Raw genomic sequence first — 24411 nt, forward strand, 5'->3', positions numbered from 1 at the left:
ATTATAACCACCTCTCTGTAAATCGCACTTTACCACTACTAAAAATAGATGGGTCTGAAACAGTCAACCCACTTACACCTTTAGGTATGATTAAAGGTTCTGAACCTATGTAAAGCTTATCTGAAGCGTCCATTCCATTACGTAATATCTCACCTGATTCACAATTGATATAAAGTCTGTCGTTCTTTTTAAACAAATAATCAACCTTGTTATCAGCTTTAGGAAGATATTCTTCAACAAAAACATTACCAATCCACATTGAATCAACTGCTGGATCATTGCTGTATGCACCAAAATGAATTTGAAGTTTAGCTACTTTTGTACCAAATTTATTCCATGTGTCTGTGATTGATTTATAGTCCTTAGCTACGTATTGGTTTAAAGCATCAAGTTTTGCAATAAAGCTATGCCATTGTCTTCCTCTACGTCCCAATTTGATATGTCCATGAAAATTACTGAATACGCCTTTCTTTGCACCATAAGTGTACTCAGTACCTTTAGTAAATCCATCAGGTGCTCTTAATCGTGTTTCAAAAATTGGATTATCTCGTTTATCATCAATATCTTTCATAGCAAGCTTACCAAGTTTGCGGTTTGATGAATCTAAAAGATAAATTTCCACCCTGCCCTTCTGTTTCTTATCAGTTGCTTTAAATCCTATCTCTACTTCAATCTCAAAATCTTGTACTTCATGGTCTAATGAATAAACCATTGATGAACCATGCCACAATCCACTTGCCGTACCATAATCTCTTTTACCATCTGTTGCTCCTTGCTCAAATGTGTAACCATTAGATTGAATTGCTGCACCACGAATAACTCCACCATCTACAGTCCAATCCGTTACATTTAACCAATTTTGCGTAGTACTACAATTGTCATTCATAATTGTTGGTGATAAATCAACTACTTGTTTTTCTGTTGGATCAAATGGTTCACCAAAATAATAATATTTATCAGATGTTGCAATAAAGAAATCAGTAACATTCTTAGCCATTGTTACATCGATAATAGGTGAGGTTTCCATGTTCCCCATATTGATAAGAGGTGTTGATTCTTTAGTTAAATCTAAAGCTACTTCTTGTGTTGTTCCATATCCATGAGGTTTATGACAAACAAAGTTAACTGTACCTCTTCCTAGTTCTCTAAATTGTTCTAAGTCTGTACCACCTTCAAGAATTGCGTAATATGTGATATTTGGTCTTTCTGAGAAGATAATAGGTTGCGGTGTTTTAGAGTAAAGCCATTCAGCTAATTTTGCACATGTTTCTTGATATTCGTCTTTGCTTGGTGCGATTAAAGCTAAATCAACTGGAATTGTACGTGAGTCAAACTTTTGATTAGCAAATAATTTACCACTTTTCATAGGAATTTCTTTAGTTGCTACAATTGATGGTGCTAATGGTGGTAGGTCAACTTTCTCGACAATTAAAAAAGAGGGAGTCGGAACTCCCCCAAAACTTATAATCTTACTTTCCATTAAATTAGACCTCCTGTTAGTTTAATACCTTTAGGACGGTTAGCTTTCTCCATATCCTCTTTCATTAGTTTCTTCAGATTCTCATATGCCAACTTCATGCTTTCCATATCAGGACTACCTGTGTACGTAAAGTTGATAGTAGGACTATAATTGATCGATGGTTGCTGTTGTGTAGAAGATGAATTGTTAGTCGTATTGTTATTAATAATATTGTTAGAAACATTTGAAGTCTTAGGCACTTTAGGAATGGGACTGTATGCACCTAGTCTTTCTGACACTTCTGCAAGTAAGGCTAAGTTTTTATTTCTGTAACGTGGTTCAGTAGTTAATACATACTCGTCATATCCATTTTCACCTAATTGAGCTACTTGATGGTCAGTAATTTTACCACCTGTTGCATATCCACCAAGACCTTGTTTCTTGAATCTGTTGTAGTTGGCTTGAACAATACGTACATAGTTTTGAGTCTCTTTAAATGGTGGAATACCGTGATATTTTTTAACGTTTCCGTAACCAGCATTATATGAAGCTAGTGCTAATGCTAAATTACCGTTATTCAATCTCAACATGTCTTTGATGTAACGTGTTCCACCCATGATGTTCTGATAAGGGTCACGAGGATTTCTAACACCCATAGAACGAGCTGTAGCAGGCATTAATTGCATTAAACCTGTTGCTCCAACACCACTACGAGCGTTAGGGTTAAACTTAGACTCCTGTTGAATGATACCAGCAATTAAAGCAGGACTAACACCGTATTTCTTACCTGCTGCGTTGATGATAGAAGAGAATTGTCCTTTGTAGTTTCCACCAGAATAACCGCCATCACCACCAGCTTTACCTTGTGAATATGCTAATGGGTCAATGTACTTACCGTTACGCTTAATCTTTAAGTCAAGGTGATTACCTGTACTGAATCCTGTTGAACCAACGTAACCAATTACTTGACCTTCTTTAACCGCATCGCCCACTTTAACATTAGGTGCTTTTAACATGTGACCATATGATAGCAAGTCTGAACCTGAACGAATACGAGCCATATTACCACCCGTTGCGTTATTAATTAAAACTTCGGCTACTGTGCCTGACGTTAAGCTCTTAATCGGGGTTCCAGCACTTGCGGCAAGGTCAAGACCATTATGAACTCCACCTTTATGTACACGGTCTTTTTTATTTCCATTTGGAGTAAATCGTGTTGTGATACGGAATGGAGCACCTAGATAATATCCACCGATACCAGTAAATGAACCATCTCCACCACCGAATGCACCAAGAAAATCATCAATCAATCCTTGAACGCTATCTACTGCAATGTCTCTCATAAGTCCTAATGGGCTACCTGAGATTTTGTTGAACCAATCAGGAATTAGTTTATCAGTAGCACCAATCTTTTCCATGCCACTATCCCATAAGTGCTCTGCACCCTTCATAGCCATATCAAAGACGCTATCCTTTGTACCATTTTTATAAGCAGGCATCTTTCCACCAAATCCATAACGTTTAAGAAGGTTTTTAGTGTGATGGTGAGGTAATACAGATGTACCTTTTGGTAAATCTAAGACTTGCTCTCCACCTACACCTACTAGTCCTACTCCACGCCCAGGAACATAGGCAAGCTCTTCACCGACTTCACCGACTCTAGCTAAACCGCCTGGGTGTGAACCGTTTGGTGTCCCAATTGCATATTGCTTCTCAGTTGCTCCACCTTTAGTTACTGTACCGCCTGAACGTTTACCAGTATCCTTTTTGAATTTAGTTGATTCCGTTGATTTCTTTTTCTTAGGGTCTTTTCCGAAGAATTCTAAGATGTTATTGTAGACTTTATGAACTTTGTCGTACATTTCATCCCATCCGTCTTTAACATCTCCTGTCTCCCAATCCACCGCATCAATATGTCCTTGTGCTTGCTTTTGCGCTTCTTCTACAACTTCTTCATGCATTTGTTCAGCTTTACGAACAGTTTGGTCACGTTGTTCTTTGGCATTTGCAATAGAACGTCTTGCTTGTTCTGCTGTAATGGTACCAGTTACATCACGTAGATATTCGTACTTTTTCTTTTGTTTCTGATACTGTTCATCGGCTTGTTTAACAGTTTTATCACGTTGAGTTGCAGATGATTTAACAACATTCGCTGCTTGTTCTGCTGATAATTTAGAAGCGTCATTTTTCAAACGTCCTAGAATCATCTTTTGTTCAGCTTCAGATTTACTTAAAGTTTGAACAGCCATAACTCGCATATTTTCGCGTATTCCGTTTACTGTGCGTTTTTCAGATTCAGTCAAATCACGTTTCTCTTTTGATGCTCTGTTTTCAATTTCAGATACTTTTCTCACGTACTCTTCAAGACGTAATTTCTTATTTGCATGGTCATCATCCATTTTCTTTATTGCTAATGCCTTTTCTTCGTCAGATAATGCAGTATTTGTTGCAAATAAAGCCTTAGTCTTTTCAATACGTTTTGCATGGTCAGTGTCCATTGAAGTTTGAATTTTAGCAGCCATTGCTTCATATTGAGAGATTTGTTTCTTCGCAAACTCATCTGTAACTATTCCACCTCTTGCAGATAGATTGACCATTGAAGCATACGCTTTGTTGTCCATATCCATGTAGGCTTGAACAGCTTTCTTAGTTCCTGCTGAAATCTTGTCTGAGTTTAATCCAGTGTCGATTGCTGATTTGTTCATTTGGTCACGGAACTCACGAATACTACCTACAAGTTCAATGAATTGTCCCTGAACAGGAGTTAGTTTAATAGCTAATCCTAACAATGGATGGTCTTTCATTAAGTCTTTTAAGGCGTACCAATTCTTATAAACTAGTGCTCCTTCTACTCCAACAGCAGCAATTGCTAATGCTGTTAAACCAATTGGATTAGATAATAAAGCAAATGCACTACCAATTCCACCAATACCGCCAATCATACCAGCGATACCAACACCAGCACCTACAAATCCTGAAACAGCAATCGTAGCATCTTGTGCAGAAGGTGACATTTTATCAAATGCAGTTGTAACATTTTTAATACCTGTTTCGATTTTAGGCATCCAACGATCAGCGATATCTAATAATCTAGTTCCCAATGGAGCAATTGCAGACATAAATTCACGGAAAGCAGCCTTAGCACGTTGTCCTACAGATTCAGTTACAGCAGAAGCTCTTTGCATACTTCCATCTACGCCTTTAATTTTTCCATCAATGTTTCCTAAAGCGAACATGGAATCTTTTTCTAAATCTTCCCATTTCGTTCCGTATAGCGAAACTCCCAAACTATTAGCGTCCACTTGGTTATCCATATTCTTTAAGTCATTAATAACAGCATTATGTACGTCTTTTACAGATGCTTTACCATCTTTGAACTCTTTCCAAAGTTTCTTAGTGCCTTTACTTAAACCATCAAATGCACCGTATGTAGCTTTGGATTCATCTTTAATACGAATTTGGAACTCTTTCATTGCATCATTTATGTAATCTAAGTTGTAAACTCCACTTTCAGTACCTTTTTGTAACAATTGGAAATATTCATCAGCACTAAAGCCCATTTTCTTATAGAGTGGCGCATATTCTGAGAGATTATCGAACATTTCATTGGAGAAGTTGAGTCCCTTCTGTGCCCCCCAAGCCATCAAATCGAATGCATGTTTAGAGTCTGTTCCGAAACCTTTCATTACATTTCCACCAGCACGAGTTACTTCATTTACATCTGATTCAAAAACATCTGCTAATACTAAAGCATCTTGTGTTACTTGTTTCAATTCATCGTTGTTCAAGTCTTTAATATTTTGTCTAGTTTGAACGAGTCCATTACGAACTTCGTCCATATTTTCACCGTAACCCTTTTTCCATAAATCTGTAGTAATTTTATTTAATTCTTTCGTGCTTTTAGCTGTAAGACCTAATTGTGATTGGATACGTTTTTGAGAACTGTTAATATCAACAGCAGCCTTTACAGATGCAGCACCACCAGCAGCCAATCCAGCAACCATACCAGCTTTCATTGATGAATGAATATCTCCTGCACGTTCTTTGAACTCATTCAACTTTCCACCAGCAATATGTACTTCACGTCCAAATAATCTAAATGTCCCTTTCGAGTCATCTATCTTATGATTTAGACTGTTCAAAGTTCTTTCTGTTTTGTTCATCTTTGCGATATATTCATTTAACTGAATGTACGCTTCTTTTGTTTCTTTAGCATCTTCACCTTTTTCTCTGGCTGATGCTTCATATTTACGCTGTAATGCTTGAACTGCTTTCTCTTCAAGCTTTAATTGCTTTTCCATATGCATAGATTGTTGAAATAAATCTTCTGATTTAGAACCCATCTTAGACATACTAGCAGACGTTTTACCATATTCACTTGCTAAGACTCTTAAATCTTGTTCAATGCCATCTAGTGAATGTTTAGCTTCCTTAGATGCTTTAGTAAATTCACTACCTTGTTCTTTTATCTTAACCTTTACACCATCTAGGGCTGTTTCGGTTTTCTTCATTGTTTGGATAGACTGGTTATAAGCTATTAAAGCGTCTTTCGTTGCTCTATTATCTTCACCCTTCTCAGTTTTTAAAGCTTCATATTTTCTCTTTAGTTGCTCAGAAACTTTACCTTGCAATTCTAAAGTCTTATTTAATTTCTCTGATTCTTGTTTTAAATCATTGATCCCATCAGTTGTTTTATCATACTGACTATTTAAAACTTTTAAATCTTGTTCGATACCTTTAATTGCTTTGTCTGCTTCTTTTGAAACTTCGACATAAGCACTACCTTGTTCCTTAATCTTTCCGTTTAGGTTTTGTAAGCCCATTTCAGTCTTCTTCATTTGAGCTACTTGACGATTATATCTAGTTAATAATTTCTGTGTCTCCGCATCATCTTCACCTTTTGTGCGAACTAAATCAGCATACTCTTCTTCCATTTGTTTAACAGTAAGCTTTTGTACTTCTAATTTCTTAGTTGTTGCATCTGCAACTTCTTTCATTGCATCTAAATTTTGTTCAAACTTTTTAATACCTGCTTTAGCTTTAGCAATTTCACTATCATAAATTTTTGTAACACGACTTAATTTTGCAAAGTCTGTTGTTGCTGAACCAAGTCCTTCTAAATCAAGCTTGAACTTCATTGAAGCCATATTGCCCATATCCATATGCTGTGTTCACCTCCCTCTTTTTTTATGCCCACCCAGGTATTTCATCTAAGAAACCTTTTCGTGGTTTAGGTTCTTGTTTCTTGTTTCCTTTTGTATTACTTTTCTCATTTTCTTTTGCTTGTTTAACTTGTTTACGTACTAATTTGAATAAGTGATGAATGTCCATCTGATCAATTTCATGTGGCTTTAAACCTTGAGTTGTCAACATGTAGTTGTAGAAATCGTCAAGCTTCTCCGCCTCCGTCTGAGGGTGTGGCATCATCTTCCGTTTCTTTAGTCATTTCTTCTAACTCTTCATCTGATAATTCCATTTGTGAAGGGAATCCTTTTACAATAGCTAAAAACTCTGCAATTTTTACACGTAAATCATAAGAACTTAGTCCACAATAAAACTCATCTACTGTAAACTGTTTATCAAAAGCTTCTACAATAAGAACAATCAAATCATCTAGTGCATCAAAAGGTACTTCTTCATGTAAATAATCGTGTTTTTCGCTCAAAGGTAGAAATTTTCTATAAGTCATTCCTGAAATAAAAGGTTCGTGCATTTGCTTGTATTCACCATTAATTCGTAATTTTAAATCCATCATTTTTTAAGTTCCTCCAATATTTTTTGGTTAATTTAATAGAAAAAAAGGGAGTACCCATTATAGATACTCCCATAGGGTATATTTTGATTAAACAGTTGGTGGTACAGTTGTTGCAACTGGCTTATAAACTTCATCGAACCAGTCAAGAATAACTTCTTGGTTAATTCCTTCATCGTTACTATGTACAGATACTTTCTTTTCACCATCAGATAAACGATTAACGAATTGACCTGTTACTGATTGGTTCTTGATCTCTACAGACTCGCCTTTAGTTTGGAATTCTTGACTTGGTACAGTAAGTTTTCCCTTGTACATCCAGTTCATTAATTTACCGCCATCGATAGACTCAGACTCGAATCCTAAAGCGATATATGGAGATTTACCTTTTGTTGCTTCAAGTAATACGCCATTAGCATCGATACGGTAGCCAAATAATTCTGCTGCTGCTTCTTTGGTAATGCTGTCCACTTGTAATTCCATTTCTAATACACCAGTACTTGTTACAGTTGCTACAGGCACATCATCAACATGTACAGTTTGTGAACTGGCATTCGGATTTAATGTTGCTTGCATTGCTCCTGCGAAATATTTAGGTGTTCCATAAGTTGTTTCACCTTTACGTACATCTTCTTGCATAATTGCGAAATGAATATTTTTAAAACCGACTGTCATTTTATCTGCTGACATTAATAATTCCTTCTTTCCTTAGTTTAGTTTTTTTGTGTATAGGAAAAGCGCATCCCGTGACGGAACAACTCAGTGTCCTCTTCATAGTCGTGGAATACGCTTCTTCTAATAAATCCATTTTTTATTAATTTGTTTTGTACTTCTTTTCCAAGTGAGAATGCATCAATTTTTGAAAACACGTCCACTTGAATGTAATATGTTGTTATTGATTCTTCATCGTTTATGAATCGTGTAGCGCCTTCATCATATTGAAAATAGGTTATGTACGTATCAGGTGGGTCAATTACTCTAATAACACCTGTCGTTACTTCAAATGGCTCTAACAATTCTTCAATTAAATCGTAAATCATATTTTCTTCAACTCTCTTACATAAACGTTGTACATAGCTTGTTGAATTTCTTTTTGCTTTGCATTAAACGCTGGTTCAAAGAATGGTCTGGCTTTCATTTTGCTTGTTCCCCATTCATGATATTTCATGAACCAATCATCAGGAATGAAACCAATAGCAATTTTACCTTCAATTACTGCTGAAATAACCACACGATCAGCAGCATGTTTACCACCGCCTTTAGAACGTGGTGCTCTACGCTTAACTTCATCACGTAAGATTTCCGCACCAGCTTCTAAAGCCATTTCACTAATTCTAGTACTCTTCATTACTGCTTCAATTTTTTTAATCTTGGTAGCCATTTCTTTTAATCCAGTTACTTCTAACGGCATTACAATTTACCACTATGAGCTTGACATTTTAATTCAATCGTATCGCCTTTTTCATACGTGCGTATGATTCTGTACGTTTTAGAATTAAACTCAACATATTCTTGGGCATTGTAATCTAAGGTGTGCATTTCCAACATTAATTCAAGTGTGAAACCAGTTTGAGAAGCAAGATAAAACTCTTGAGTACCAACGCTTTTCTTATTTACGAAAACCATTTGCTTACTAGTGATTACTTTGTTTTGAACACCATTCGTCTTCTTGATTTCAGTTGTTAATAGATGAGCGATATCACGATGAAGCATTATAATCACCTGCTAAAGATAGATGATTACGTAACGATTCAAATGAAGCTCTAAACCTTTCTGCATCAGGATTATCAAAGCCAAATTCAGCTTTGCAATATACTGTTACAGCACGGATAATCAATGGATCACTCTCATCTAATTTTTTAATACCTGACAACTGTAATTCCATTAATGCTGCGTCAATTAAGTCTTGAATATCATCGTCTAATGCAGTGTGAGAAATTCTTAAACTCTTTCTCACCTTTTCAATCATCTAATCACCTACTCTCAATGGCTTCTAATGCTTTTTGTTTACCTTTAACTCTTTCACCATTAGCTAGTTCGTACCAGCCACCACCAACATGTTTAAATGGTGGTTTATCTGCTGTTTCCTTCTTCTTTGTTTCAACGACAGGCTCAGGTTTAATTTCTTTTACTTCTTTATCAACAAAACCTAAATCACCTAAATAGGCAACTCTCTCAGCATCTTCAGAACTGAAAAAGCCACCAATTCCATAGTGACGACCTGTATCTTTGTCTTTAAAAGCTTTCAATACAGTCGATTTATAAATCATTAATTACCAATCCTTTATAATTTATTAACTATTAAGCTGTTGGAGCTTTCTTCACACGTAAGAAACCGTTGTGAGCTACTACGTTACCGCCAACAAATACAGAACCACGGTGAGCAATCATACCTTGTTTGAATTTGAAGTCATTAGAACGTTGAATATCAGTTCCAGAGAATGTTACAAGCTCATAGTTTTGTAGAACACCATAAGCCATAGCATAAGCACCAGCAGGTGTACCAGCAGCAGAAACAGGAGCACATACAGAGTTGATGATGTAAGGAACGCCATCGATTGTACCAGTGTTACCTTGAGATTTAACTTCATACACTTTCTTATCTTGACCATCACGTAACATAGCGAATGCTTTTAAGTCTGCTTTAGAAAGGATAAGTGTTGCAACAGCTTCAACATCCTCTTTGTTACCATAAGAGAAGATGATTTCATCTAAAGTGTCAGCAGTGATTGCAGAGATTGCTAAATCAGTAGCAGGGTCAATAGCTTTAGCTTGGTTAGAGAAGATACCTGTTAAATGACCAACAGCACCGTTACCAACTAGAATTTCCTTTGTAATTGTTTGACGTAATGCTTTACCTACACCATTAATAACTAATCCTTCATAGTTTGCAGCAGGTAATTTTTGAACTTCTTCAGTTACTTCACTGTAAGCAGTGATTTTAGTTTTACCGATTGTTGCATAATCAGTTTCTACTTCAACTTCTACATAGTTTCCTTGCTCATCAGTGTATCCACCTTCACTATGAGAAACTTCATATGGTTGTTGGAATGATTCTCCACCAGTCATCGGTGTAAGTTTTACACGATCAAGTAAAGTTGAGATTTGATTGAATGTACCATTGATAGAAGATGAAGTGTGTTTAGGTAATACTAAATCTCCACTTGCAACTGTAATAGCACGGTCTTCTTTAAGGTCTTTTGCACGTTTTTCTACGTCTGCTTGCTCACGAGTTTCTTGATGTTCTTGTGTGTTAAATGATTCAATTGTACGAACTTCTTCTTTCACGTTTAATTCACCAGCTTCCTTTAATAGTCGAGCACGTTTTTCATGCTTCGCTTTGTCTTGTGCTAATTCACGCATTTCATTTTCTAATGCGTCTACATCAACGTCTGTTTCACCTTCTAATAGTGCTTTAATTTCTGCTGAACGAACTTCGATTTCTTTTAATGTTTTCATAATTTTATTTAACTCCCTTTAATTGAAATATTTTAGTTTTAGTAATAGCTTTTTCCGTTTTAATTCGTCTTGCTTATTTTTTAATTCTTTTGCTTTGAATTCATCGTAACTTCTACATGCAACTTGACTTGATTCATATGCAGGTTTATTTGTTAATGTAACTTCGACTAACTCAATCTCTTTGAGATAACGTAAATCTGTTCCATCTGATAACCTAACAATTTCATCTTGAATGCAATAGAAACCGAATGAACAGTTTTCTAATAGTCCATCTTTTACAAGGTGATAAACGTCTTTGGCATATGAGATTTCAGGGTTAATTTTTAAACTGAACCTCAAACCAATATCATCTGCGTGTAACTGAAGTGAACCTGAATGCGTAGAGCCTAATCTAAGCTCATCATCATGATTTTTTAATGCATAAATGTTATGTCCATCTGCTAATGTTCGGTCAAATGCACCTTTCTGTACTTCCTCATAAAAAGAACCAAGATAATATGACCGATTATTAAATTTGTTTATGTAACCTTCTAAAATGTAATGATCATTACCAGTTGCACGAACTTCTAGGCTTGTTACATCAATCTGTCTGTTCTCCAACTGCTTTTCCTTCTGTTGATTGTTCATCTGTTTGTTTTGGTTCATCTCCTTTGTCAACATTTTCACCACCTTTCGATGATTCATCTGTAGTAGTGTTTCCACCGTCAACTATTGTGTCTAATCTACGTAGTGGTAAGTCTCCACCTTCAATTGGTGCAAGATTTAATACTCTACGCCATTCGTTAGGAACCATTGCACGTCTATCAACTAGTTGAACAAGAGCAAGTTTAGTTTGCATTGACGCATATTGTAATGAAGAAGCTTCAAAGATAATTTTGTTTCCATATCCCCTTTCAGTTCTAGAGAATATCTTACGTGTAAACTCTTCACTTAATTGTCTTGCGATAGGTTCAATTTCAGACTCATAAAAAGCGTTCCATTCATCTTCGTTGTACTTAGATTGAATAATCTTTTCATTGATGTTAAAGAATGAATAAATTCGTTGAATAGTTCTGTCCATTTGTTCTGCATTTGGTACAAAGTTATCTGCTTTAACTTGAATAGCATCAAATTTACTATCTACACCAGCAGCACCACCAGTATTTTCGATATTAAGATAACTATTAGTAAATTCATCTACTTGTTTCTTCATATCTTCTGGTCTAATGTTTGCTGTGAACTTTAGAATCCATTTGATTACTGCACTATTCTTAATTGCTTGAACGATACCTTGATCTGTTGTGTTTACAATTTCCATTAACGGTGCTAATGTGTTTGCAGGTGATTCACCAAACAAATCACTAGAATGAAAGTCCTTTCTTAGATGGATAACATCTGTATATGGAATTGTTTTAGATTTACCATTAGCAAAATAAAACTTTAAGAATAAATCGCCTTCACGACCTTCTAAAGCTTCAACAGAAACACAATTTAAATGGTAAATTTCATATGGTACATTGGTATATGGGTCACGCTTCATGTACGCAAATGCATTATGGTTGAGTTCTAGTTGAGTTGCCATTTTTTCTTGAAGCATTTGACCTGTCATTAATGGATTTGGTTCTTCTAATAGAAAACGAATAGTGACATTAGGGTTTTCTTTAAAGTCAGTTACACTATCTCGAATATGTTTAGCAATCAACTTCCCTATTGCTCTTGCTTTAGGACGAATACAAGAACGAACAATATCTGAAGCGTACAAGTCACCTCCCCATGCAAAGAATCCATTACTTTGATCACTAATCATTTCAAATCGTTGTAATGTTTTTGTGTCAGGTTGTTTATTGCCAAACATCCAGCCGAATAATCCCAAATTCTCACCTCCTTCTCTAAATCATGTTCATGTATTCATTTTTCTTTTCTTGTAACACTACATAAGCGTTTAATAATGCTGCTGTTCCATCAATACGTCTGCGTTGATTCTTTGTTTTATTAGGTTGAATCGATAAGTTCTTATCAATATCAATTGCAGTATTACTTAAACACCATCTAGTTATAGGATTGTTTTGATATATGATTTTCTTAGACTCTAATTCTGCTCCAAGTGATTTCATAGGTTGTGATAACGTTTGTTTACCTTGAGCAATAGGTAACATTGCAGGTTCTCCAAAATTATCTTTCATTTCTTCAACCCAATATTTAGCAGACCATCTATCATAGCCAATCCAAGATAGATAAATGTCGTGTTTCTCTTGCATTTCCAAGAACCATTGTGTTACAAACTTAGGGTGAATTTCTCGCCCAGGAGTTGTACGTAATAATTCCATGTCCTTCCAAGAATCATAAGGTATTTTATCCTCTTTGGAACGCTGTTCTAGTAAGTCCTCTGGAAGCCAATACATATGTTCAACATAAACATTGTCATCGTCAGGAAGCATAAAAATAACCGATGCTGATGTTAGATCGGTTGTTTCTGATAAATCTGTACCTCCAATTCCATAACGAGGTTTCAGCTCATCGATATCAAATTTCTTCTCATTGTAAACTTGTTCATATGTTAACCATGCTTCAGTCGATGTTTCACGAATATTGAAGTCTTTAGTTAACAAGTTCTTTACCAATAAAGGATTCTTCTTTGCTTTTTTAACTTTAGCTATTAATTGGTCAGTCTTTTTGATTGTGCCAAGCCCAGGATTTGCTTTCTTGAATACTGTGTAATCGTCACTTAACCATTCATCACGCTTATCTAATTCATAGACGATAGGAAGCACACGAGAACGCTCTGCATCTACATCATCGTAATCACCAATAATCAATTCGATTTCTTCATACTTAATATCAAAGATATTTTCACGAACTGTTCCCATTGTAGATGTGATAATTGATAAAGGTTGTTCACGAGCTGACATACCATCCACAATTACGTCATAAAGGTTCTTATCTTCAATGGCATGTAATTCATCAATCAAAGAACAATGAATATTAAGTCCATCGAGAGTATTTGAATCACTTGATAAAGGTTTAAATGTAGAATCCGTAGCATCTGAAATTAATTCACTTACTAATGTTCTAATACGCTTCTTTAATGCTGGTGATTTATTAACCATACGCTTTGATTCTTGCCAAACAATTTTAGCTTGATCTTTTTTTGTGGCTGCGCTCACTACTTCTGCGCCTGCCTCTCCATCTGCAATTAACATATAGAGTCCTACAGCACTAGCCCAAGCTGATTTACCATTTTTACGAGCAACAAGTAGAATAAATTCTTGCCACCAACGAACATCATCAATTTTATGTATGCATCCAAATAATGCAGCAGTCATTGCCTTTTGCCATAATTCTAAGATGAATGGTTTACCGCCTAGTTTACCTTTTGAGTGTTTACAGAAGTTTTCAATAAACTCAATTGCATGATTTGCTTTAGAGCTTCTATATTCCCACTCACACATATCATCGTTCATACTTTCAACAAGCATTTTGTAAACACGTCTTACTTTATTTGATACAATTTCCTCACCACTGTCTATTTTGTTCCAATACTCAATGATTGGATTATAAGCTAATGGATACTTCTTCATTTGTTCTGCACAAAGTTCTCAAATCCATCGTCTTCCTTCTTAATCACTTCTTTAGGAAGCATAGCAAACAATTCTTTCATGACAGTGGTATACCTTTGAATGGTTGAGTTATAAGATTTCAATGCAGGTGATTCACGTAAGATTGAGTACTCGCCTTGTTGCATATTATCAAGTACACCATTTTCATTAATGTCTTGTTTTAAGTCGTGAAGGGTTGCTCTCATAAATGCTGCTTCTTGAATTAATCCATCTACACTTGATTTCCTATTCTTATCAAGCTCTTTGAAGATTTTGTTTAATCTCGCTACTTCCTTCTTAATCATTGTCTCTTTTGGTGATAATTCATTACTCGCCATTATTATGCGCTCCTTTCTTCAAAAATTAGGGGGGTGGGGTTATATGGAAATTACCTGCGTATTACGTTAAGGCTCACCTTCGGTCTCTAGGCTAATCGTTATTTTAATTTTGATAGGGGGGAGTATGTCATTCCCACCAAGGTTTAACTTCTTTAACCTGAATCAGCTCACCATTCTCATCAAACTTTAATCCATACTGAACTACACCAAATCTCTCATGGTGTTCTCTGTTGTGACATTCTTGACACAAATATTCTAATAGCTCATGATTTAATGATACTTCTGGGTTGTTAATATTCTCTGGTGTGAGATATTCTTTATGGTGCAATATCTTACCTATCTCACCACATCTCTCACATAGATTAAAAACTGATACAATATAAGACTTCCTACATTTCTTCCATGCACTTGAATTATAAAAAGGTTTAGCCCATTCCTTTGCCATTACCCAATACCATTAACTGTATCTAATATATCTTGGATATATCCATCTGCTTCCTCTTGACTAATCATATCCATCGTAACCCAGGACTGTATTCTATCTATCGATGCTTGAACTGTTGGATCTAGATTTTTGTACTCTTCCTCTGTCATTACTTATCACTATCCTTTTCTCTTTTATTATCTTCAGTAATATTAGATGCATAGATTGGTACGTACTTATCATTCCTCATCTATATTGCCACCTTTCCTTTTTTATTTATTATTTAACACATATTCAACTTACACATTATAGGCATAATAAAAAGCCACCCACTGTGAGTGACCGAAACTTATAAAAATATTAACTTTTATTTCAGCTCTAAAAGTAAATAACTTAGCGCCCTATCTAATGCTTCAGATATAGTTTCGACCTCTTCAATCAAGTCTGCACCAGATTTTAAATGATAAGCCAAACCTGTATCAAAAATTTTAATTCCACCAGCAACTTGATAGTTAGATTTTAAAACTTTCCTCAAACTCAATGTAGGTCCTTGAATTTTAAACGAAACTAAGCAGTCTGGAAATGAAATTTCACTTATTTCTTTATTAAAATTGGCTTTAGATTGTTGATTATCATTTAGCTTTACATTTAACATCTCAATGAAAGAATCAATAATATCTTGAATCAGTAACAGTTCGAAATGTTTTCCTGAAATTTTAGAAACATAAGCATTAACCCAATTTTTATCGACCATATCCATTACCACCTTTTGTCTATTCTATTCGACAAAAAGTTATTTATTCTTACCTTATTATTTTTTTTCTTCTGTAACCATAAACTGCACCACATTATTTAAATTGATATGCACTAGCTCTTTTTCATTCGAAACAAATTTTTCATGTTTTGTTATATGACTAATGACTTCTTTCTTTGATGTGGCTTCAAATTTTAATTCCTTTGTCCTGCCGTTTATAAATTCAAAAACAACTTTAAATTTAAGCATATGTGTATCACCTCTTTACCTACTAGTTCGACAAAGGATGACAAATTACCTGTTTTTAATAAAAAGGGACACTGATGAATCAGCATCCTTATGCTTATTACTTTAATAGTAACCCCTTAACCTGAAAGGTATGGCAGGTCCTGAAATAGGCGCCTGGCCTCCACCCAAAAACTTTGGCGCTTTAGCTGGCTTACCCAGTGGATAATTCCCCCACCAACTATTAATTTCCCCACTAGATGTGAGTATATATCCAGTAGGACGTTCAAAAGAAGGCATAAAATAAGGGTAGAAAGCATAGTTAAAGGGAGTGTAGAAATTAGAATAGAACATTTAATCACCTACTTTGTTTCAACTTGTAAATAAAACCTTCATTAAGATATGAAAGCTTTTCTTTTATTGTGAATCATCGTTTTTACAACTTTTTATTACTTGGACAAAATAAATAGCCACCCATTCAGAGTGACTATGCTTTATCCCCATATTGCTTTTTTTGCAGTCTCACTTACTATATCTACAAGAATGTCTTTAAATCCTGTGGCTATTTCAGGAGTGGCTTTACCGACTAACCTTTTAAATCTGGTAGTTGCAACTACAGTACGAGGGCTATCTTTAACTAAATCATCTAGTGATTTCTTTAATAATTCTTTTTCCTCATCCGTTAGTTCTTCTAACTCTTCCGCAAGCTCTCTAGCTGCTTCAATCTTTGCTTCTGTCCATGGATATGCTTTACCACATTCATGACAATAACCAGATACTACGTCGCTACCAAAACCAAATACATCTGGCAAATGATAATATCCCTTAATTTTAGTATTACAATTAGAACAATTAGTGATAGTGGATTCTCCACATTCACCGCAATGCTTAGATCTAAATTCTATAGCGGTTTCGTATTGCGTAGTAACAACATGACCATTTAAACATACTTGCGCTGTATCATAATAACCTTGCGACATCTCAATCCCACCTTTCGTCTACTTAGTTCGACAAAAGGTAATATTATCCTGTTACTATTTGACTGATAATCGAAAAATTTTATTTAACTATGTATTACTTATACACCATATATTCTTTCACGTAATTCTTTTAACTCATTCGCTAAATTATCTTTCTGTTCAATGGTAATCTCTAAAACCCTTAATAATAAATCTAATTTACCGTTATTATCTGAGCTTTCATAGTCTCTGATAATAACTCCATTAACCACTTCATCAACCAGGGTATTTGATTTAAGAATTTCGTTTAAATTTTTCATTAATATAACCTCCACAAATTTTAAATTAGCTCACCTATATTCACAAACAAAATTAAAGAGACCCTGCATAAAAACAGCGCCCCTCATTATTTTTCATCCTCTTTATTTACTGTTTAACATTTCTTCTAGTGTAATTCCAAAAAGATTATAAAAGCGTTCTTTTTTATCCTCTGGTGATAATTTAGCGAATTTATCCAACAATTCCGCCTTATCAATTATATTTTTTTCTGCTAGAGCATCCATTAAGATGTCTAACCTTGCACCTAAAGTAATAACTTCTACAGTTGTTCCAGCTAAAATGCTGTCTTTTGTTATTTCGCTCATATATGCCACCTCCTCTCCATCTACTAAATTCGACATAATAGGAAGGTTTTCCTTTTTAATTGTAGAATATTGTAATTTAGTAGATAGAAAGGTGGTGAAAATTATGGCAGGAAATTCAGGTGGACATCGTGATGGTGCTGTTAAAGGTCGTTCTCAATTCAAAACTCCTAGTGGTCATTATGCAAAACGCGATACCTCAACTGGACGTATTATGGACGTAAAAAGTGACAATAAACCTTTTAAAGGTGTAAGAAAAGAAAAGTAAGTAATTATTAAGAACAGAGTGGCGTATTGCCTCCCTGTTCTCATTATTAATTTATGTAACTATTATGTATTAATTATTTTTAATTCGCCTAGAATACGCCACAGCAACATCCAGTTATTTACTTATGTATTATTTTAAGCTAACTCACCTAAGTTTTTATAGCTTCTACCTTCTAGTACATCAATAATGGCTTTATAACCTACTTCATACTTCTCAACCATTTCCCAAACGAATGTACCACGCTTATCTCCTTCAAAATCAATCCATGCTTGTAGGATTTCACGTACTTCTGGGATTGTTAAACGTCTACTTGTTCCCATTTTCGCTTTAATGTATGGGTCATGTTTATCTTGGAATTGTTGTTTGTGAGTGATTAATTCTAAATTGGAGATTTTATTGATGTGTTTGCTGTTCTCTTGAATGTGGTTTATTTCTAATCCCATTGCTCTCCAATCGGATTGTTTCATACCTGAATAAGAAGAATAAACTAATACATGTACGCTGTAAGGTCTACCTTTTCCACCTACTCTACATGATACATAACAGTATCCTTTATGATTCGGATTACTCACAAGGAAACGTCCACTACGCACTGAAAATATTCTACCGCCTTCTGTATCACAGAGATATGATTTATACACCTCTTCATTCTGGTTTAACAATTCAGGGATTGGAGTTAATATGATTTCTTTCCCATTTTCAATAATTTTCATTTTTAAGTACCTACCTTTTCAAATTTTAGTTTTTTTAATTAGTTGGTTTTATTTTTTAACTCTGTTAATGCTTGTTCTACTTCATCTTTGAAGAACATAGTAAAAGGCATATTCGTCTTATGATGTTTAGCCTTTGTAATATACGGAATGTCCTTCTCATTGTGTAAATAGTCGAATACATCCATTGAGTAGCAGTACCAAAACATACCGTTTTTAGGGTGTTTTTTATCTTCCATCGTCTGTTGCTCCTTTTGAAATTTAATGTAAGCTCATTTTAAAATTACAAGCTTCATTCATTATTAATTGTTTAATTAGTAATCAATGAAAATTGTAAAAAATTATTCTAAGAGTACTTAGCTGACGTGATAAGCACCCCTAGAATGTTAATAAAGAGAATGAATAATAAAACAATCAAAAAAGTTTTAAAAAAGATTGACTCACAGTGAGTAATACTTTATACTGAGTATAGAAAGTAATAATCGGGGGTTTTATAACCATTTTTAACAAAAAGAAGAATGGAGGTCTGTAGGTGTCTACTTTCGCACGAAACACTAAATTGCTTCTGATATGATTTCAACGGTCTAAACGCATGCATGCAAGACACTTTCCTACTCTCTCCTATAGACAATAATTGACTAACATAAAAAGCCCATAACCGCAAGGGTTACAGGCAACATTTTTTTAAATGTGTGTAATTTTCTTTCCATTTTTGACTATTTTTTAAATGCTTCTAAGAAAGTTTCTGTATGAGTCTCATATAACACTTTCAATAATCGTAATGGGTTTGCATATCCATTGTTTAGATCAAGTGCATATTCAATTGTAGCTACCATTGTCTCGATTTTAATACTCTTCTTTTGAACCTTGTACTTAGAATTATTAATTGCACCCATTTGACGTTCATCTTTTTCTCTTTCGTTAAGTCCACTATCTTCTGAGTTAACCGATTTAATGAAATCAGACATATCATTTACTTCTTCTAAGATAGCTGCCTTTTGATGTCTATCTGCATTTGAAGTTTTAACTTTAGCAAGTAGACTAGCAAACTCTACACCAGCAATATCACTTGCTTTAGGAAGCTTTTCAAGTGCTAAGTACAGGTAATCCATTGGAGTATCATATTTTACAAATTTGTTAGGTTTCTTTTCCTTTTTATCATCTTTTTTCTTATCATCCTCTTTCTTTTTATCCTTCTTCTTGCTGGTGTCTTTACTTCCGTTAACTTTCCAGAATAAAGGCTTTTTACGCTTTTTGTCTTCCTTATCAAGCTTCAACTCTAACTTATTTTCCATTGCTTTAATTTCAGCTTCAAGGTTAAGTTTGTAAAGCTTTTTGGACATATCAATTGCAATTCCTGAGCACACAGTCAAAATATTAACGCCTTTTAGTAATTTAACCAATTCTTCTTGAGTCCCATTATTACGTTTTCTATCCCAATATTTACTCATGTACAATTGAGCAGTATTAACGGTTTTTCCAATAGTTTTCTGGCTGACACTCAACGTATTATCAATCTCTGCTCTTGAAGCATTAGCTTTATCTAATTCATAATGGTTAGGCTCACAATCAACTTCATTCACACACACTAGAAAGTCTTCATTTAATTGTTTAGCCATTTTCAAGATATGTTCCTCAAAATCTACGAAAATTAATGTATCGCTATCGAAATCTGCACCTGATAATTTATTGAGTATGTTATGCTTCACTGAGTTTACACAGATGATATTTTTAGTTAGTTCAAAATATGTATCGATTGCTTTAACTTCCTTATTCAGTCCAACAAACACGTTTGATGGTGCTGTGTGAGGATTTCTAAACCCGACATATTCTTTATCAACTGGAAACAGCGTAGTGTAGATTTGATTGTCTTTTAATGATAATTCTTCAACATTGTTTACATCAAACTTACCGATAGAGTGGAAAAGGTATTCCATTGGATTTCCTAATAAAACTAGGTAATCACCATTTACTCGCACTTTCCCTTTTTGTACATGAGTCTTTTGTTTATTGATTTCTTCACGTCTGAATTTCTTAAACACTTCTGTACCAATAATATCTCTATTGACATTGTAGATGGCTGAAAGCATTTCATTACTGTTTAAGTTATTTGCTTTTTCATTAATATGCTCAATAAATGCATCACTATCTTCTTTTAGATTGATAACATAATCCACTTCATCTTGAGCAAGCTTAACAACATCAGCATTACTTAAATCCATACTGTTCAACATTTGATAAGACGTTTGGTGCATGATTTCTCCATCTTCGTTATACCCGAATTTTGAACCTTTTTCACCTTTACATATACCAAATGTAGCTTCTGTTTCTTCATTGATTAGTTCCTTCCAGTAAGCGTACATGTCAGCTTTAGTTCCTTTAGTGTAACTGAATTTGAGTGCTTTCAGCGAAGAAGGGGTAAAGATGAACTTAGTTTGTGATGCAAGCACCTTATTTCCAAACATGTCTTCTAATTCCCACTCATTATAGTTTACTGGAATAGATGAATTATAGGTCTTATTCTCAGGGTTAGTCATAGCTCTATGTTGATCAGTGAAGAACTTTTGTAAATTAGTTGCAAATGCTGCACTCTTAAACATATGTTGACGTAGTAGTAACATTGATTTACCTTCAGGGAAGAACTCTACATCAAGTAATGATTCTCCATCGAATAAGCTATTTTCTACTGTAACAGTTTGCTCAAAGCTATCTAATAATTTAGTTGTTTTATTTTCACGTACAACAGCACACTTTTCAGGGAATACAGACTCTACGTCATCTACAATTAACATATTGTCAGGGTTGATTTTTACTAATCCTTCTAGACTTGATGTTACAAGTGATTCATATGCTAAAAGTGAAGCTAAGTCATGCTTTCTAGTTGATTCAAATTTCAATCCCATACGTGACCATTTTTGCATTTTAGTTATTAATTTCTTATTGATAAACAAACATTGACCTGTACGAGATTTCGAAGCACTACGTTTATACACTACATAATGAATCGGTTTTGATTTCTTAGTTTTCTTATTGTACTTATTGATAGTGAACCCTTCTTTGTACAATTTGAATCGAAGGTCATCACTCTTAACTTCTTTCCATTCTTCATTATCCTTATTAGCTTCGATATGTACTTTACGTTCATTCATTTCAGTTAATTTATCATTTAACTTCTCTAATTTCTTCTCATCAGTTTCATTATTAATTGCTTCATTTACATTATCGATATTTTCATTAAGATTAATTAATAGTTCATCTGCATTGCGAACCTTCTTGTTAAACTTAACATTAATCACATCATCACTAGTCCATTTAGCTTCTTTAGGTTTTTTAACCTTCATTCCTTCTTGTTCGAGTCGGATACTTTCTAAGCTATATGGTAACATTCCTAAATATTCATTTGTGATTTCATGATCTCTATTCATATGAGAGAATAAGTCTGCTGCTTCAATTGATTTGATATATACTGCATTACCTTTTTCCATTTTCGCTACACTTGTTAAGTTTGTCATAATTAATTACCGTCCTTTGATTTTATAGTTTGAGTTTTTTTATTTATTTTGTTCTATGTATTAACCGAAAATTTCATCTGCTTTTTCTTGTGGTGACATTTCATAATCTAATAGATTTCTGATATCTCGTTCATCTTTCTTCTTTTTAGGTTTAATATCTTCATCAGTGATTAATAAATCATTCATATCATTGATTATGTTGTACTCTTCTTCTTTTTTCTTACTGTGATTATCTTCTATCTTTTCCCACATCATTTTTTGGAATTTAGACTTTTCTGTTTTCTTGAATTGTGCAGGAGGATTTAGTTCTAATTGATTCTGTCTTTCTGTCATGCGTTGAATGTGTCTCTCTAATTCCTTATCTGCCATTTCCTTAGCGTGTATTCTTTCTTGTGCATCTTTCAGATTATTTTCTACAAGAGACTTACCATTTTCACTTTTAGATAAAGCTTCCATACGTCTCTCAGCAACTTTTTTTAACTTTTCATCTTTAGTAGTTAGATAAACAATAAAGTCGCCCACATCTAAGCGACTACCTTTGACATGCCATGTGTGACTACGTTGTTCTTCATTTTCATTAACTACTTCAACTACATTTTCTAACTCCTTTTCAACCTTAACCTGTTCGGTTTGTTCCTTTTTAATAGTAGGAACTGTTTTCTCTTTCTGGCTGAAAGGACTAATTTTATAATTATTTCGTTCTTGCTTTCGTTGTTCGATGTTCTTACCAATATTCTTATAGATAATCCTTTTTTCAACCAAAGAATCGATTATGTTAATTGCTTGACGTTCTTTCTTATCCAATATGTTAGCCCATTCACCAAATGAAGCATGAAAGCCATTAGACCATCTAGAAACAACGTAAAATATGTATAATTCTTGTCTTGATTCAAATTGTAGAAACTTAGAATATGTAATTGCATTTGAGAAATTCTGATAACCTTGATCAGCTTCTTCTAATTTCTTATCATCTGATACACCATCATTACGTAAAACTTCATCATTAATAGTAAGCTCCAACATGACACTATTATTAATTTCATTTAATTTATTATGTAAAACAAATACCTGTTTGCTAATTAATGAGAATATACTCTCTTTAATTTTCTTCTTATTCTTAGCATCTTCTGAAAACCATTTATATTGATTAGGCATCATTTGATTAATAATATCTACATTCGTTCTGATAGAGTCGTCCTTCATTTGCATTGTGAATAGTAGACAGTATAAGAAAAATTCATCTGCATCTAACTTATAATTACTCTCTACATTCCCAAATGGATTATAGGCTCTAATGAATGCTGGCTTACCTTCTGATACAACTTTATTAAAATTTGAGATTAACATTTAAATACCTCCGAGTTTATAATTGAGTTTTTAATCTTTTGAACTTGAATTATTTAGGGAAACTTACCATCATGAAATTAAACGATTTTCTTAATTTCATAAATTTATCTGTATAGTATGTTTTATTTTTAATATGTTTTATCTGTAATCTATGCAATTATGTGCGTAAATTTCGGTTCAATATTGCATATGGTACTGTAATATCGTGCGTAAATCTCCGCACGATTTTGCATATGGGTATGTAATTTTGTGCGTAAATCTCCGCATTACTTTTTATACTACTTGTCGTTCACGTTGTCTCATTGCTTTATAATCATCGATTACTTTTTTTAATTCTGGTGTGATTATGTACTGACTATAGGTACGTCCATCATTAGGGTTAATTGCGACTGTTACAAATTTAATTCCACTCTTTCCAATGTGGTCACTTAACCGTTTGTTGTAGCAGTAGAAAAATTCAATATTGTTCATGGGTTAATCATTCCTTTTTTATAATTTGTTTATTTAGTTGTCAAAGATCATTAGGGATTTACCCTAGCATCACCTCCTTTACATTTCAGATTAATATTACTGTGTAAAATCTCAGTTTTATTGAGAGTATCTACATGCTTTATTTTCTAGATAAAATCAACCTTTTACGCAGACTTGTAATTTACATTTCCTGACAACAAGCTTTCATAATGATCTAATGTATCAATGTAATTATCTTCGTATCCTAAATTGTCATAAACATCTTTCATTTCATTAAATGCTTCTACAAATTCCCAGGCATTGTTTTTCATTGTTAGTTCCTCCCCGAATGGTAAACTACCTATAATAGTAGTTAGTCGTTTTTTCGTAATCTATTTATTACGTTTTTAGACTCAAACAGGGTATTAGTTGTTGACTTTGTTAACAGATGCATTTATAATAACGTTAACAACAAAAACTAATACGCCTAGATAGGTTTATCCCTGTCTGAGCATTCATAATAGGTAACACAAAATCA

At 34.1% G+C, this 24411-nt stretch carries 29 protein-coding genes; 1 reads left to right on the forward strand and 28 read right to left on the reverse strand.

Going from position 1 to position 24411, the window contains the following annotated elements:
• Position 1: 1 nt before the first annotated feature.
• The 22 genes from SB717_RS15530 to SB717_RS15635 all read right to left on the reverse strand — a co-directional run bounded on the left by SB717_RS15530 (position 2) and on the right by SB717_RS15635 (position 17589).
• The gene (locus SB717_RS15530; protein ID WP_410904114.1) at positions 2 to 1480 is read right to left on the reverse strand and encodes a distal tail protein Dit; all 1479 of its coding nucleotides are present in this window, start codon (positions 1478 to 1480) and stop codon (positions 2 to 4) included.
• Positions 1480 to 6621 (reverse strand): transglycosylase SLT domain-containing protein, encoded by a 5142-nt coding sequence (locus SB717_RS15535; protein ID WP_410904115.1) that lies wholly within the window; start codon positions 6619 to 6621, stop codon positions 1480 to 1482. The genes SB717_RS15530 and SB717_RS15535 overlap by 1 nt, the downstream gene beginning before the upstream one ends.
• A gap of 25 nt (positions 6622 to 6646) precedes the next feature.
• On the reverse strand, positions 6647 to 6886 hold the full coding sequence (locus tag SB717_RS15540; RefSeq protein ID WP_410904275.1) for a hypothetical protein: 240 nt from the start codon (positions 6884 to 6886) through the stop codon (positions 6647 to 6649).
• Positions 6849 to 7214: a phage tail assembly chaperone G gene (gpG, locus tag SB717_RS15545; RefSeq protein WP_410904116.1), complete on the reverse strand. Its 366-nt coding sequence runs from the start codon at positions 7212 to 7214 to the stop codon at positions 6849 to 6851. The genes SB717_RS15540 and gpG overlap by 38 nt, the downstream gene beginning before the upstream one ends.
• A gap of 87 nt (positions 7215 to 7301) precedes the next feature.
• Complete coding sequence (locus SB717_RS15550) at positions 7302 to 7901, reverse strand: major tail protein (protein WP_410904117.1); 600 nt, start codon at positions 7899 to 7901, stop codon at positions 7302 to 7304.
• Between the two features lie 23 nt (positions 7902 to 7924).
• On the reverse strand, positions 7925 to 8251 hold the full coding sequence (locus SB717_RS15555; RefSeq protein ID WP_410904118.1) for a hypothetical protein: 327 nt from the start codon (positions 8249 to 8251) through the stop codon (positions 7925 to 7927).
• Complete coding sequence (locus SB717_RS15560) at positions 8248 to 8622, reverse strand: HK97-gp10 family putative phage morphogenesis protein (RefSeq protein WP_410904119.1); 375 nt, start codon at positions 8620 to 8622, stop codon at positions 8248 to 8250. The genes SB717_RS15555 and SB717_RS15560 overlap by 4 nt, the downstream gene beginning before the upstream one ends.
• Positions 8622 to 8924 carry a phage head closure protein gene (locus SB717_RS15565; protein ID WP_377258522.1) on the reverse strand — a complete coding sequence of 101 codons (303 nt, stop codon included), beginning with the start codon at positions 8922 to 8924 and terminating at the stop codon, positions 8622 to 8624. The genes SB717_RS15560 and SB717_RS15565 overlap by 1 nt, the downstream gene beginning before the upstream one ends.
• A complete protein-coding gene (locus SB717_RS15570; protein WP_410904120.1) occupies positions 8911 to 9180 on the reverse strand; it encodes a head-tail connector protein in 270 nt (89 codons plus the stop codon). Before SB717_RS15570 ends, SB717_RS15565 begins: the two co-directional genes overlap by 14 nt.
• Positions 9181 to 9184: 4 nt before the next feature.
• The gene (locus SB717_RS15575) at positions 9185 to 9481 is read right to left on the reverse strand and encodes a TenA family protein (protein ID WP_410904122.1); all 297 of its coding nucleotides are present in this window, start codon (positions 9479 to 9481) and stop codon (positions 9185 to 9187) included.
• Between the two features lie 31 nt (positions 9482 to 9512).
• Positions 9513 to 10670 carry a phage major capsid protein gene (locus SB717_RS15580; RefSeq protein WP_410904123.1) on the reverse strand — a complete coding sequence of 386 codons (1158 nt, stop codon included), beginning with the start codon at positions 10668 to 10670 and terminating at the stop codon, positions 9513 to 9515.
• Positions 10671 to 10688: 18 nt separating this feature from the next.
• Positions 10689 to 11270: an HK97 family phage prohead protease gene (locus SB717_RS15585; RefSeq protein ID WP_410904124.1), complete on the reverse strand. Its 582-nt coding sequence runs from the start codon at positions 11268 to 11270 to the stop codon at positions 10689 to 10691.
• Positions 11251 to 12522, reverse strand: a complete 1272-nt coding sequence (locus tag SB717_RS15590; protein ID WP_410904126.1) for a phage portal protein — start codon at positions 12520 to 12522, stop codon at positions 11251 to 11253. The genes SB717_RS15585 and SB717_RS15590 overlap by 20 nt, the downstream gene beginning before the upstream one ends.
• Before the next feature lie 16 nt (positions 12523 to 12538).
• Entirely contained in the window at positions 12539 to 14227 is a 1689-nt protein-coding gene (locus SB717_RS15595) for a terminase large subunit (protein WP_410904128.1), read from the reverse strand.
• Positions 14224 to 14583: a hypothetical protein gene (locus tag SB717_RS15600; RefSeq protein WP_410904130.1), complete on the reverse strand. Its 360-nt coding sequence runs from the start codon at positions 14581 to 14583 to the stop codon at positions 14224 to 14226. Before SB717_RS15600 ends, SB717_RS15595 begins: the two co-directional genes overlap by 4 nt.
• A gap of 127 nt (positions 14584 to 14710) precedes the next feature.
• Positions 14711 to 15028, reverse strand: coding sequence for an HNH endonuclease (locus SB717_RS15605; protein WP_410904132.1), 318 nt, complete (start codon positions 15026 to 15028; stop codon positions 14711 to 14713).
• On the reverse strand, positions 15028 to 15177 hold the full coding sequence (locus SB717_RS15610) for a hypothetical protein (RefSeq protein ID WP_410904133.1): 150 nt from the start codon (positions 15175 to 15177) through the stop codon (positions 15028 to 15030). Before SB717_RS15610 ends, SB717_RS15605 begins: the two co-directional genes overlap by 1 nt.
• Positions 15178 to 15374: 197 nt before the next feature.
• Positions 15375 to 15761: a hypothetical protein gene (locus SB717_RS15615; protein ID WP_410904135.1), complete on the reverse strand. Its 387-nt coding sequence runs from the start codon at positions 15759 to 15761 to the stop codon at positions 15375 to 15377.
• A 57-nt stretch (positions 15762 to 15818) separates the two neighbouring features.
• Entirely contained in the window at positions 15819 to 16010 is a 192-nt protein-coding gene (locus SB717_RS15620) for a hypothetical protein (protein WP_013057002.1), read from the reverse strand.
• A gap of 470 nt (positions 16011 to 16480) precedes the next feature.
• Positions 16481 to 16966 (reverse strand): DUF2321 domain-containing protein, encoded by a 486-nt coding sequence (locus tag SB717_RS15625; RefSeq protein ID WP_410904137.1) that lies wholly within the window; start codon positions 16964 to 16966, stop codon positions 16481 to 16483.
• Positions 16967 to 17064: 98 nt separating this feature from the next.
• Positions 17065 to 17265 (reverse strand): hypothetical protein, encoded by a 201-nt coding sequence (locus SB717_RS15630; protein ID WP_410904139.1) that lies wholly within the window; start codon positions 17263 to 17265, stop codon positions 17065 to 17067.
• 102 nt (positions 17266 to 17367) lie between these two features.
• The gene (locus SB717_RS15635) at positions 17368 to 17589 is read right to left on the reverse strand and encodes a hypothetical protein (protein WP_410904141.1); all 222 of its coding nucleotides are present in this window, start codon (positions 17587 to 17589) and stop codon (positions 17368 to 17370) included.
• Between the two features lie 103 nt (positions 17590 to 17692).
• On the opposite strand from SB717_RS15635, the gene SB717_RS15640 reads away from it, so the two are divergent.
• Positions 17693 to 17854, forward strand: a complete 162-nt coding sequence (locus tag SB717_RS15640; protein ID WP_410904143.1) for a hypothetical protein — start codon at positions 17693 to 17695, stop codon at positions 17852 to 17854.
• A gap of 134 nt (positions 17855 to 17988) precedes the next feature.
• Here SB717_RS15640 and SB717_RS15645 read toward each other — a convergent pair whose 3' ends face one another.
• The 6 genes from SB717_RS15645 to SB717_RS15670 form a co-directional block, all read right to left on the reverse strand.
• Positions 17989 to 18567, reverse strand: coding sequence for a hypothetical protein (locus SB717_RS15645; protein WP_410904145.1), 579 nt, complete (start codon positions 18565 to 18567; stop codon positions 17989 to 17991).
• A 38-nt stretch (positions 18568 to 18605) separates the two neighbouring features.
• The gene (locus SB717_RS15650) at positions 18606 to 18803 is read right to left on the reverse strand and encodes a hypothetical protein (protein WP_410904146.1); all 198 of its coding nucleotides are present in this window, start codon (positions 18801 to 18803) and stop codon (positions 18606 to 18608) included.
• A gap of 477 nt (positions 18804 to 19280) precedes the next feature.
• Positions 19281 to 22076, reverse strand: a complete 2796-nt coding sequence (locus SB717_RS15655) for a hypothetical protein (RefSeq protein ID WP_410904148.1) — start codon at positions 22074 to 22076, stop codon at positions 19281 to 19283.
• Between the two features lie 60 nt (positions 22077 to 22136).
• Positions 22137 to 23423 (reverse strand): hypothetical protein, encoded by a 1287-nt coding sequence (locus SB717_RS15660; RefSeq protein ID WP_410904150.1) that lies wholly within the window; start codon positions 23421 to 23423, stop codon positions 22137 to 22139.
• A gap of 273 nt (positions 23424 to 23696) precedes the next feature.
• The gene (locus tag SB717_RS15665; RefSeq protein ID WP_098907056.1) at positions 23697 to 23894 is read right to left on the reverse strand and encodes a hypothetical protein; all 198 of its coding nucleotides are present in this window, start codon (positions 23892 to 23894) and stop codon (positions 23697 to 23699) included.
• Positions 23895 to 24058: 164 nt separating this feature from the next.
• Positions 24059 to 24205 (reverse strand): hypothetical protein, encoded by a 147-nt coding sequence (locus SB717_RS15670; RefSeq protein ID WP_410904152.1) that lies wholly within the window; start codon positions 24203 to 24205, stop codon positions 24059 to 24061.
• Between the last annotated feature and the right edge of the window lie 206 nt (positions 24206 to 24411).

Origin of the sequence: Priestia sp. SIMBA_032 (genome assembly GCF_046535215.1) — a bacterium.
In the GTDB taxonomy this organism is placed as follows: Bacteria; Bacillota; Bacilli; order Bacillales; family Bacillaceae_H; genus Priestia; species Priestia aryabhattai.